Here is an 11,549-nt window from a genome sequence, read left to right as displayed (position 1 = left end):
TGTAGGAGATTCAATTGTAACATGAAATTAGGGGGTCGTTGTTTTTTTATACAAAAAAACTTCCGAAACCTTGATATATAAATAAATTTTAAAGTAAAAAGTGTGAAGAAACTTTACACTAACTAATTATAACACGGGTAATCACTATGGATTTTTTATTGGTTCAATTTCATTATACAATTAGTCATTACTATATTTTTAAAATATGAGCGTATAATGACTGATGAAGAAAGGTATATATACAATAACTTATGAAAAATGGAATATTAGATAAACAAATAGGCAAAAACGATTTGGAAAAAGTTTCTTACAAGATATTTATTGTAGTAATAGTAACAAGTTTATTTTTTATATTATATGTATCATTATTTACTAATCTTAATATATTTAAATCACGAAATGATATATCATATAACATTATAAAGAATCCAGAGATAAAAGAAGTAAATGATAAGAATAAACCATTAAAAATGTATACTCAGTATAGATGGATACAGGAAGAAATTAAAAATGAACAAAATTGTATTGCATTTTATACAATTCAGCAGCAGGTTGAGGTATATTATGATGGTGTATTAATGTATAGTTTAAAAACTACTAATGAAAATAAAGTAGGAAAAACTACAGCTTGCAATTGGAATATTGTTCCTATATATCCTGAAGATAAAGGAAAAGAGATATCTATCAATATTATTCCGGTATATGATTCGGTAAGAAATAAAAAAATTAATTTTTATATAGCAAATGCGTTCAATATTTATTTAGAACAGTTATATAAAGATTTACCACAAATCATATTAAGCTGTATAGCAATAGTAATTGGAATTGTTTTTGCTATAACTTCATTAGTTCTTAAACAAAAAGGTAAGGATAATGGTATTCTATTTTATTTAGGTATATTTTCCTTGTGTATAGGCATTTGGAAAATAACAGATATTGGCTTTGCTCCATTGATGTTTCCTAAAAGTGCTTTAAAGCTTTCGTATATTAGTATATTAATGCTTGATATGGGCATAATTCCATGGGTATTGAGCGTGAAAAAACAATTTTCTGTAAATGTTCGCAAACTATTAGATTATACCAGTATTATATGTAGTGTAATAGTGATGATTATGATAATACTGCAGCTTACAAATCTTTTTGATTTAAGGCAGACATTATGGATTTCGCATATTATTATGGGAATTGTTATAATAATGATAGTTTGTATATGTATATATGAAAAACATCACAATATAATAAATAAGAAGAATAAAAGATTACACTTTTGCTTTATACTTTGTATATTAGGATTAAGCATGGATGTGCTTAGTTTTTATATTAAAGAGACATCAGAAGGAATATTATATACACTTATTGCATTTTTAAATTACATTATAACAATAGGATTCATATCAATTTTTGAAATAAGTCATAAAGCTAATATAGATGAACATACAGGATTATTTAATAAAAGTCGTTGTAATGAGATAATTGCTAATTATGAAGTAATAAAGGAGCCTTTGGGAGTTGTAATGTTTGATTTAAATGGGCTTAAGCAGATAAATGATACATTGGGACATGAAGTTGGTGATATTTTAATTTCTGATTTTGCTAATATTCTAAGATATAATATATACAGGAGAGATTTTGTTGGCAGATTTGGTGGAGATGAATTTATTGCTGTTATAAAGGGCAAGGATGATTATACAATTAAGTGTATATTAAATAATATAAGAAGAGATGTTAAACAATATAATCAAAAAAATAACAAGTTTGATATTAGTTATGCATGCGGATATGCTTTATCGTATGAATATCCAGGTCTTTCGTTAAAGGAATTACTGAAAGAGGCTGATGATAGAATGTATAAAAATAAAAAAGAAATAAAAGGAATAAAATGATCTTTTTTTCACCAGTATAATATATACTGGTGTTTTTTTATTATTTATACAGTTATGAAATTTAAAATTAGTTTTTTACATAAAATATTTGATATAAAACGATAAATTAACTTATAATTAAACATAATGTGAATTTTAATTTATGTAGTAATCTGTTAAATGATTTATTATAGGAGAAAAATTTATGAAAGATAGACATATCAAATCTAAAGAAAATATATCTAATATTAAGTCTAAAAATACTAAATGTGTTGTATCAAAAAGGTGCGGGGCATGTAGTAGTTTAAATATTCCTTATGAAAAACAGCTTGAAGATAAAGAAAAAATGCTTAAAAAGCTTTTTGATAAGAAGATAAAGATTAATCATATTATAGGTATGAAGAATCCTTATAACTATAGAAATAAAGTACATGCGGCATTTGCTAATAATAGGGGAACTGTTATTAGTGGTGTTTATGAAATGGGTACACATAAAGTTGTACAGGTTGACAATTGTCTAATTGAGGATAAAAAGGCAAGAGAGATAATAAGTACAATCAGAAATTTATCAAAATCATTTAAGATTAGGATTTATGATGAAGACAGAAGAGATGGGCTTTTAAGACATGTACTTATAAGAAGAGGATTTAAAAGTGGTGAGATAATGGTGGTTCTAGTTGTGGCATCGTTAGTATTTCCATCAAAAAATAATTTTGTAAAAGCACTTTTAAAAGCTCATCCAGATATAACTACTATTGTACTTAATGAAAATAATAAGAAGACTAGTATGGTGTTAGGTGACAGAGAAAAAGTGATTTATGGGAAGGGCTACATTATGGATACTTTATGTAGCTGTATATTCAAGATTTCTCCAAAGTCATTCTATCAAGTAAATCCAGTACAGACTGAAATATTATATAATAAAGCAATTAATCTTTTAGAGCTTAAAGGCACTGAAACTGTAATTGATGCTTATTGTGGAATTGGAACAATGGGGATTATAGCAAGTTCAAAGGTTAAAAAAGTCATAGGCGTAGAGTTAAATGGTGATGCAGTAAAAGATGCTATATTTAATTCAAAGCTTAACAAAATTCAAAATGCAAGGTTCTTTGAAGGAGATGCTGGAGATTTCATGAGTGATATGGCTGCCAGAGGTGAAAAAATTGATGCAGTAATCATGGATCCTCCAAGAAGCGGTAGCACAGAAAAGTTCATAGATTCCATAGCAAAAATCAAGCCTCAGAAAGTAGTTTACGTATCATGTAATCCAGAAACTTTAGCAAGAGATTTAAAATACTTTAAAAGAAAAGGTTACAAAACTAGTGAAATATATCCAGTGGATATGTTTCCACATACGCTTCATTCGGAGTGTGTATGTTTATTAACAAAAAAATAGTGTAATTAAAGGACTAGCCTCTTATTTTCAAGTTATTTGAAAGTAAGAGGCACTTTTTTATGTCTAGAAAATTGAATTGAAAAAGGTAAAACTTAAATGTTGTAAAAATTGGAATATATGTACTTCATTATGGTTTAAGGAAGACATAGATATTGATTTACTAAAAAAAGCATTATTGATTTCACTTAACAGGATAGATGCATTAAATATACATCTTACAGAGATAAACAAAAACATAAAACAATATTTAAGTGATGAAAAGTATAGGGACATAGAGGTCCTTGATTATAGTGATAAATCAATAGAAGAAATTAAGCAGGAATTTAATAAAAGAGCATGCGTTGAAATGAAATGGAAAGATTGTAATCTTATAGATGTTGTAATTGCAAAGGTTCCTGAGAATCGTGTTGCATTGTGTGTTGTGGTCAACCATGTTATAGCTGATGCATGGGGATTAACAGTATTTATGAAGGATGCGCTTGAGGTTTATCTGTCATTAAGGGAAGGAAAGGATCTTCCTGAAAAACCTGCATCATTTCTTAAGGTTATTGAGGAGGAGCTTAAATACACAGATTCTCAGAAAATGAAGGATGATGAGGAATACTGGAAGAGCGTATTCGATGAGGCGCCTTCATATAGTTCAGTAAATAGAAAAAATGTAGGAAAGAAATATGGAAGAATATCACTTGATTTTACATCAACAGCCAAAATAATTACTCTTCCAAAGGAAGAAGTTCAGGTGGTAAATGATTACTGTAAGAAAAACAGGATTTCTCCGCAGGTTTTATTTATTCTTGCGATGTACTGCTATCTATCAATGCTCAATAATAAGGATGAGCTATTGATAAATAATGCACTTTCAATTTGAGAATTAAAAGAAATAAATATGTGAGTTTATAAATATAAAGAGGTGTTGCTATGTGCAGAAAATTAAAAAATTGAGATTTAAAGAAGTAAGACAGTTAATAAATGAATCTGCATCAATGTTTAAAGATAAAACAGCATATTATGAAAAAGTTAACGGAAATATTGTGGGACATAGTTTTGAAGATATAAATCCATTAAAGAATTTAACTGGTGTGAAAGATGTAATGCCTTCATATTCAGCAGATCTTCTTGTAAGATCAGGAGAGAGAAATAATGTTGTGAAGGTTCATGCTCTTCCTAGTCTTATGACAGTAATTCAAAATCAATTAATCAAGTTAAACTTGTTAAAGGAAGGCTGCCAAAGCAGCAAGGAGAATGCGTTGTAGAAAGCAATCAAAAGACACCAGGGAGTTATAAAATAGGTGATACAGTTAAGTTTACTTCACCTACTGAAGATTCTAAGATTACAGATATAATTAAAAATGATACTTATAAAGTAGTATTAATATAATGAATTTTTTTATTATACATTACTGGAATAGCCATAGCTAAACATACAAAACAATGCCCATTTAAATAATATTATCTTTTAATTCATTTGGAATAAGCTTTATTAAAATGTTGATAGTTGCTATCGCTAACTCGGTTATATTAAAATTCTTTTCTGATAAGAAATAGTAAAATCTATTTAAGCAGACATTCCAATACTTTCTTATAAATTTATCATAAAGTAATTTTATAGACTTAACTTCTTGCATATATAGAATTGAGATTACTATTATTTGAAAGTTATCAAAGCTTCGTTTATAAAAAATACTTTTATATGCAGTTAATATTTTTTTAATGTATTAATTAGTAAATTATTACCAATACTATTCATAGAACCAAACACCGTCCTTACAAAAGAGTTTGTTTGTTATGATTAGTTTGTACAGGAAACGGTTTTTGGTTCGTTGTATTTTATGGTAATTTAATTACTTGTAAAGTGGTGTCATTTCTATTATGATTTAAAACTGTTATATAGTGATTTATATAATATAACAAGAGATGATAAATATAAAAGCCTTTATGAAAAATATTCAATTCAACATAAGAATTCTAAGAAAAATATAGTAGAGTCACTTGATATAAAAAAATACATTAAAAAACCTGCCAATGGATGACAGGTTTTTATTGTTATAATAGTGATAAAAATAAGTATCGAAAAGAGGTGGCCTTTATGCATGAAAAAGAAGTAAAATCAATTCTCTCTTCTCAGAATGGTATGAACATATATAGGGGGTGTACCCATGGATGTATATACTGCGATGCAAGAAGTACATGTTATCAGATGAAACATAGGTTTGAAGATATTGAAGTGAAATCAAATGCGGTGGAGCTTTTAGAGCAGAGTCTAAAAAAGAAACGTAAGAAGTGTATGATTGGGACTGGAGCAATGAGCGATCCATATATGCATTGTGAGAAAACATTACAAAATACAAGAAAGTGCCTTGAGGTCATAGATAATTATGGTTTTGGCTTAGCTATTCAGACTAAATCAGATATGATTTTAAGAGATCTTGATTTATTAAAAAGCATAAATGAAAAAGCTAAATGTGTAGTTCAGATGACACTTACAACTTATAATGAAGATTTATGTAAGATTATAGAGCCTAACGTATGTACAACAAAAAGAAGAGGTGAAGTACTTAATATTATGCGTGATGCAGGAATACCTACTATTGTATGGTTTACGCCCTTATTACCTTTTATTAATGACACTGAGGAAAATGTCAGAGGAATAGTTGAGTACTGCAAGGAAGCAAAGGTTTATGGCATACTGACTTTTGGCATGGGTGTAACTTTAAGAGATGGTGACAGGCAGTATTTTTACAAGCAACTCGACAAATATTTCCCGGGAATGAAGGAAAAATATATTAAGACTTTCGGTAATGCATATGAGGTTCCTTCTCCTAATAATGCTAAGCTTATGGCTATATTAAAAGAAGAATGTGATAAGAACAATATTGTATGTGACGCGAATGAATTATTTAAATATATGCATGAATTTGAAGAAAAGAAACATATAGAACAGATAAGTATGTTTTAATAAAAAATTTTGACACGCTTTTTTTTATTAATATAATTAAACTTAGGATAAAGCGATATTAAGGAGAAAACAGATGAAATTTTATTTTGCACCACTAGAAGGTATTTCAGGGCATATATATAGAAATGCATATCACGATATATTTGGAAATATAGATAAATATTTTGCACCATTTATTGTGCCTAACAAGAGCAGAAATTTAAAGGGAAAAGAATTAAAGGATATTCTTCCTGAAAATAATGTGGACATAAATCTTGTTCCACAAATACTTACTAATAAATCAGAAGGATTTATGGATACATGTAAAAAGCTTAAGTTGCTTGGATATAATGAAGTTAACATTAATCTTGGATGTCCTTCAGGAACAGTTGTGTCTAAATTTAGAGGTTCAGGATTTCTGGCAAAAAGGATGGAACTTGATAAATTCTTTTATGAGATATTTAAAGCTGGAGCAGAAAATGTGTCAGTAAAAACAAGAATAGGTAAAGAAGATCCAGAAGAAATGTATGAACTTATGAAGATTTATAATAAGTATCCTCTTAAGGAACTCATAATTCATCCAAGAGTACAGACTGATTATTATAAGGGCACACCTAATTTAGAAGTATTCAAGGATGCGCTTGAATCAAGTGTTAATCCTGTATGTTACAATGGAGATATTTTTACAGTAGAAGATTATAAAATGATAACTGAGAAGTTTCCACAGGTTGATAGAGTAATGCTTGGTAGAGGTATTCTTAGAAATCCAGGAATAATTACACAAATTAAAAATGGTAAGAATATTGATAAAGAGCAGTTAAAATCATTCCATGACAGATTATATAATGATTATAAAAGAGTACTTTCTGGTGATAAACATGTATTATTCAAAATGAAAGAATTATGGTTCTACATGGGTAATATGTTCCAAGATAGCGACAAGTACATAAAGAAGATAAGAAAATCACAAGATCTTGTTGACTATAACATAATAGTCGCATCAATATTCAGAGAACTAGAGTTAATTTAAATTTATTTGGGAAGTGTTTTATGTAATAAATCTATATAAACTTAAGTTTATGTGATTTGATAGAAAAAGTTATAGAGCAGTAAATAACGAATAGAGAATTTTTGATGAAGAAACTTACACCGTTGTTCTTTCTTCGTTATTCAATGACTTTCAAATTACATTTAGTATTTAATGATGATGATTCAAGAGCGTTAAATGACAGAATTGCCAGGGATATTATGGTGAAATAAACAAATGTTGATGTGCTATAATTAATTGCAGATGGGCTTTTAATTATATAGCTTAATTTGTATTTAAAAGGGGAGATATCAATGAAGGAAACATTAGAGGATTTAAAGACAAGAAGAAGCTGCAGAAATTATAGAAATGAGCAGATTAAAGATGAAGAACTTAATGCTGTTCTTGAAGCTGGGACATATGCACCAACAGGAATGGGAATGCAGTCACCTAAAATGGTTGTAGTTCAGGACAAAGAAACTGTAGCTAAGCTTTCAAAGATGAATGGAGCTGTTATGGGCAGCAGTAATGATCCTTTTTATGGTGCACCAACAGTTGTAATTGTATTTGCTGATAAAAATAGGGGAACTTATCTTGAAGATGGAAGCCTTGTAATGGGAAATCTTTTAAATGCAGCTCATGCTGTAGGACTTGGTTCATGCTGGATTCATAGAGCTAAAGAAGTTTTTGAAACAGAAGAAGGAAAAGAGCTTATGAAGAAGTGGGGAATAACAGATAATTATGTGGGGATAGGAAACTGTATCTTAGGATATGCAGAAGAATTTGTACCAGCTAAACCACGTAAAGCAGATTATATAGTAAGAGTTTAAGATGAATTATATATATGTCTATGATAAATAAAAATTATTGATTGACACATACTAATATATGGAATAATATAAAAAGATAAAATTTGGAGATAAAGAGATTTTAAAGGATATAAGTTTTGATGGCAGAATGTTATTCAAGAAGAGCTCATTTTATATTATGAGAGGTGAAAGAATAGGTCTTTTTGGAGATAATGGCTGTGGCAAAAGTACTCTGATTAAAATCATGCTGGGAGATCAGCAGCTTGATGGAGGAAGTATCTTCTTCAGTAGTTCGGTAAAACTTGGTTATATCAGTCAGAGCATTGAAATTGATAAGAATGATGATACAACTGTGCTGCAGATGTTTGATATAAAGTCAAATAAGGAAGAGGGAGAAATGAGAAGAATACTTGTGGATGCAGAAATAGATTCAATTGGCATGATTCAGAATAAGCTGCCATTGTGTAATTTCTTTGATAATGTTTTATTAGGTAATAAAGATAAAGTTACAATTTTAGTTTATAACATTGAAGGAGAGCGCTTAATCAAAACATTAGTATTTGACGGTAGTGAGATATATTACAAATTAGATGCAACAAAAACATCTGACAAATATGTTCGTGAATATAGTGGCAATAGATATATTAAAGAAAAGCAAGGAAGCCAAATAGTATACAGCTTGTATCAGAATGATAAGTTTGTTACTAATATGTTTTCATATAGAAATTAAAAGAAGAGTTTTTATTACAATATTCAAAAAAACTTTTTAATAATAGTCATAAATAAGAAAAAAAGCAGTAGAGATAGCCTATAATAGATATCATTTATATATTATAGGTTATTTTTTTTATGCAAATAATAAAAAAAAATAAATATATTGAAAAATATAGCAAAAAATGTTAATATATTAAATGTAAAAAAAAACCATATGAAAGGGGGGAGAAAATATGTATGTTTATAGTAAGATGAATTTTTTGAGAAACAACGAAAAAATGAAGTATCTTAAGCAGATATTATCACTTGTCATAATTATATTTATTTGTACAAGCATGATATCTGTTAAAGCTTATGAAAATACAAATAATATACAGAGCTCACAAGGTAACGCTGATTTTCTCGCAGAATCTACGTTTTTTGATTACTACGGAAAATATCAAACATCTGATACGAGTGATGACAGGGATAATGATCACTATTCTTTTGAAAAATTTAACTCTAAGATATCTAAATATGCTAAGGAAAATAAAATATTATATCCATTATATTTTGGAGATTTTAATGGTGCAGCAGGAGATTCAAATCATCCTGAGTATAACAGAGATTATGGTCAGCCATTATATTATAATGGTAAAACAAATGCTTACAGGTTTTACTGGGCAATCAATAGAGCTAATAGAAATGACAATTATTCAGCATCTATTCAGGGAATAGTAAATGATACATTAGATGAAGATGGTGATATACTACAGAAAACAGATAATGGAACTATTAAGATGATGTATTTTAACAAAGATATTATACAAGGTGATGTGGGGAATACTGTTACTGATATGAAGTTTCCGTTTAAAAGAAGAATCAAAGATGGGACTAACAGTATGTATTATATGTTCAGTAGTGGTAAAAGCGGATATAAAAGCAATCGCAATAATATTACAGATATAGTTAGTATAAATAGAAATACAAATCATCTTGATTACTGGTTCGATGTTAATGATAACTATTCCGAAATTGTAAGAGATATGAATGGAGTTAATGGATGGGGAACAGGAAGGAATGAACCAGGATTTTTTCCGTTTAATACAGGGGCTGATGATTCAGATGTATCAAAACTTCATTATGGCTTTGGGACGAAGGTCGAAATTCCATTTTTACTAAATCAGGATGGTATGACAACAGATGTTAATGGCAATAAAATACCACTTCAGTTTAATTTTAAAGGCGATGATGATGTATGGGTATTTATAGATGGTAAACTAGTGCTAGATATGGGCGGTGATCACAGTCAGACAACAGGCAACATTAATTTTAAAGATAAAAAGGCTACTGTTGATCACGCCGTTCAAGGAAGTTTAAAATCAGATAATTTATATCAGCCAACTTATACATCAGTGAAAAATCTTTCATTTTCATCAGATTCATTTGATAATACTGGAAGATATGATGAAAACAAACCACATATGTTAACATTGTTCTATATGCAAAGAGGAATGGTTGAATCAAATCTATATATAGATTTTAATTTTCAGCCAATGAAGAATAAGTCCCTTTTGGAAAAGCAGGTAGATTCATCAGGGGTTAATAAATTCCTTCAGAGTAAGACAGATGAAATAGCTAAGAATATTGATTTTCGTTTTAATGTTTATAAAAATTCGAGGCAGCAGAGCTATCTTAAATATCTGCTTACAGCCAATGAGATAACAAAAGAAAATATAATGGATGGCAATGTTGTTACATTAAAAGATAAATATGTGGCGGAATTTGATGAGGTATTTAATAAAAATGATAATGTACAAATAAAAGAAATTGAAGATAAGCGATTTAGTACGAAGTGGAGTGTAAGAAACTTAACAGACAATATTAATTTGTTTTCAGGTAATGGTGTAGTTACTAATCAATTTACAATAAAAGAAAATGCAACACATTATACGAGTTCAATTTATCATGTGAAATTTATAAATAGTATACAAAAAGGTAATATCAGAATAACTAAAGAATTGAGTGACAAAAATGTAACTGATGATGTCTTTAGATTTAGAATAGATATTAATTCTATATTAGGTGTAGATTTAGACAAGCCAATTAATTATAGTGGAAAATATTATGTTAATGGTATAGAAAAAAATACTTCAGTATATGATGGAAATTATGTAATAGAAATTAAAGTTGGAGAAACAGCGGAGATAAGAGGCATACCGCTACAATCTAAGTTTACAATAACTGAATTAGATAAAGACGGATATGAAGTGGACAATGTAAATAATAATGGAACTATAGAAGATGGAAAAAGTAGTATTACGGGATTTGTGGAAAATGATGAAAACAAAATTGTTTATACCAATAAGTTATTAAAGGGTAGAATTGAGATAACAAAAGTGGATACAGATGATACTTCAAAAATGCTTAAAGGTGCTGAGTTTAAGATTGAAAAGATAAATCCTGATACAAAAGAGAAGGACGAATCATTTAATGTGAAAAATAGTGTGACAGAAGATAATGGAAAAGCTGTATTTGATAATTTGTTATATGGATACTATAGGATTACAGAAGTTAAATCACCAGAAGGATATAATTTACTTAACAATCCTATCGAAGTAAATATAAATAAAAATAATAATGGAATTGTAAAAATTACTGTGCAAAATAGCAGCAAGATTCAGCTTCCATATACGGGTGCAGGTGGAATAAAGATATTTATGCTAGGGAGTGTTATCTTTATAGCGACTGCAGTGAGTATTTATATACTATGGTGTAAAAGAAAAATTAAAATGAGGAAATAATTTTTTATCATATGGAGGGATTT

11 protein-coding genes are annotated in these 11,549 nt (G+C 28.7%); 10 read left to right on the top strand and 1 reads right to left on the bottom strand.

Annotated elements, in window-relative coordinates; translation table 11 throughout:
• The first annotated feature begins 251 nt into the window (after nucleotides 1-251).
• The 4 genes from FYJ33_RS13755 to FYJ33_RS13740 all read left to right on the top strand — a co-directional run bounded on the left by FYJ33_RS13755 (nucleotide 252) and on the right by FYJ33_RS13740 (nucleotide 4,511).
• Complete coding sequence (locus FYJ33_RS13755; protein ID WP_154532286.1) at nucleotides 252-1,883, top strand: GGDEF domain-containing protein; 1,632 nt, start codon at nucleotides 252-254, stop codon at nucleotides 1,881-1,883.
• A 184-nt stretch (nucleotides 1,884-2,067) separates the two neighbouring features.
• The gene (gene rlmD / locus FYJ33_RS13750; protein ID WP_154532285.1) at nucleotides 2,068-3,258 is read left to right on the top strand and encodes a 23S rRNA (uracil(1939)-C(5))-methyltransferase RlmD; all 1,191 of its coding nucleotides are present in this window, start codon (nucleotides 2,068-2,070) and stop codon (nucleotides 3,256-3,258) included.
• Nucleotides 3,259-3,334: 76 nt separating this feature from the next.
• Nucleotides 3,335-4,126: a condensation domain-containing protein gene (locus FYJ33_RS13745; RefSeq protein WP_154532284.1), complete on the top strand. Its 792-nt coding sequence runs from the start codon at nucleotides 3,335-3,337 to the stop codon at nucleotides 4,124-4,126.
• A gap of 52 nt (nucleotides 4,127-4,178) precedes the next feature.
• Entirely contained in the window at nucleotides 4,179-4,511 is a 333-nt protein-coding gene (locus FYJ33_RS13740; protein ID WP_154532283.1) for a hypothetical protein, read from the top strand.
• Nucleotides 4,512-4,697: 186 nt separating this feature from the next.
• Here FYJ33_RS13740 and FYJ33_RS13735 read toward each other — a convergent pair whose 3' ends face one another.
• Nucleotides 4,698-4,883, bottom strand: coding sequence for a hypothetical protein (locus tag FYJ33_RS13735; protein ID WP_154532282.1), 186 nt, complete (start codon nucleotides 4,881-4,883; stop codon nucleotides 4,698-4,700).
• A gap of 461 nt (nucleotides 4,884-5,344) precedes the next feature.
• On the opposite strand from FYJ33_RS13735, the gene FYJ33_RS13730 reads away from it, so the two are divergent.
• From FYJ33_RS13730 to FYJ33_RS13710, 6 genes are all read left to right on the top strand, one after another.
• A complete protein-coding gene (locus FYJ33_RS13730; protein ID WP_154532281.1) occupies nucleotides 5,345-6,214 on the top strand; it encodes an SPL family radical SAM protein in 870 nt (289 codons plus the stop codon).
• 73 nt (nucleotides 6,215-6,287) lie between these two features.
• A complete protein-coding gene (locus FYJ33_RS13725) occupies nucleotides 6,288-7,223 on the top strand; it encodes a tRNA dihydrouridine synthase (RefSeq protein WP_154532280.1) in 936 nt (311 codons plus the stop codon).
• 104 nt (nucleotides 7,224-7,327) lie between these two features.
• Nucleotides 7,328-7,453 (top strand): hypothetical protein, encoded by a 126-nt coding sequence (locus FYJ33_RS16730; RefSeq protein WP_268891469.1) that lies wholly within the window; start codon nucleotides 7,328-7,330, stop codon nucleotides 7,451-7,453.
• Between the two features lie 81 nt (nucleotides 7,454-7,534).
• Nucleotides 7,535-8,050, top strand: coding sequence for a nitroreductase family protein (locus tag FYJ33_RS13720; RefSeq protein WP_154532279.1), 516 nt, complete (start codon nucleotides 7,535-7,537; stop codon nucleotides 8,048-8,050).
• A gap of 127 nt (nucleotides 8,051-8,177) precedes the next feature.
• The gene (locus tag FYJ33_RS13715) at nucleotides 8,178-8,759 is read left to right on the top strand and encodes an ATP-binding cassette domain-containing protein (protein ID WP_154532278.1); all 582 of its coding nucleotides are present in this window, start codon (nucleotides 8,178-8,180) and stop codon (nucleotides 8,757-8,759) included.
• Nucleotides 8,760-8,976: 217 nt separating this feature from the next.
• Nucleotides 8,977-11,526, top strand: coding sequence for a SpaA isopeptide-forming pilin-related protein (locus tag FYJ33_RS13710; RefSeq protein WP_154532277.1), 2,550 nt, complete (start codon nucleotides 8,977-8,979; stop codon nucleotides 11,524-11,526).
• Nucleotides 11,527-11,549: the final 23 nt, after the last annotated feature.

The sequence above is a fragment of the Inconstantimicrobium porci genome, from assembly GCF_009696465.1.
Classification (GTDB): Bacteria; Bacillota; Clostridia; order Clostridiales; family Clostridiaceae; genus Inconstantimicrobium; species Inconstantimicrobium porci.
This window is presented reverse-complemented; position numbering and strand designations above follow the sequence as displayed.

Coding starts and splice junctions, on each gene's coding strand:
- FYJ33_RS13720 (WP_154532279.1), top strand. CDS start 7,535: ATGAAGGAAACATTAGAGGATTTAAAGACAAGAAGAAGCTGCAGAAAT.
- FYJ33_RS13735 (WP_154532282.1), bottom strand. CDS start 4,883: ATGCAAGAAGTTAAGTCTATAAAATTACTTTATGATAAATTTATAAGA.
- FYJ33_RS13715 (WP_154532278.1), top strand. CDS start 8,178: ATGTTATTCAAGAAGAGCTCATTTTATATTATGAGAGGTGAAAGAATA.
- FYJ33_RS13725 (WP_154532280.1), top strand. CDS start 6,288: ATGAAATTTTATTTTGCACCACTAGAAGGTATTTCAGGGCATATATAT.
- FYJ33_RS13755 (WP_154532286.1), top strand. CDS start 252: ATGAAAAATGGAATATTAGATAAACAAATAGGCAAAAACGATTTGGAA.
- FYJ33_RS16730 (WP_268891469.1), top strand. CDS start 7,328: ATGAAGAAACTTACACCGTTGTTCTTTCTTCGTTATTCAATGACTTTC.
- FYJ33_RS13710 (WP_154532277.1), top strand. CDS start 8,977: ATGTATGTTTATAGTAAGATGAATTTTTTGAGAAACAACGAAAAAATG.
- rlmD (WP_154532285.1), top strand. CDS start 2,068: ATGAAAGATAGACATATCAAATCTAAAGAAAATATATCTAATATTAAG.
- FYJ33_RS13730 (WP_154532281.1), top strand. CDS start 5,345: ATGCATGAAAAAGAAGTAAAATCAATTCTCTCTTCTCAGAATGGTATG.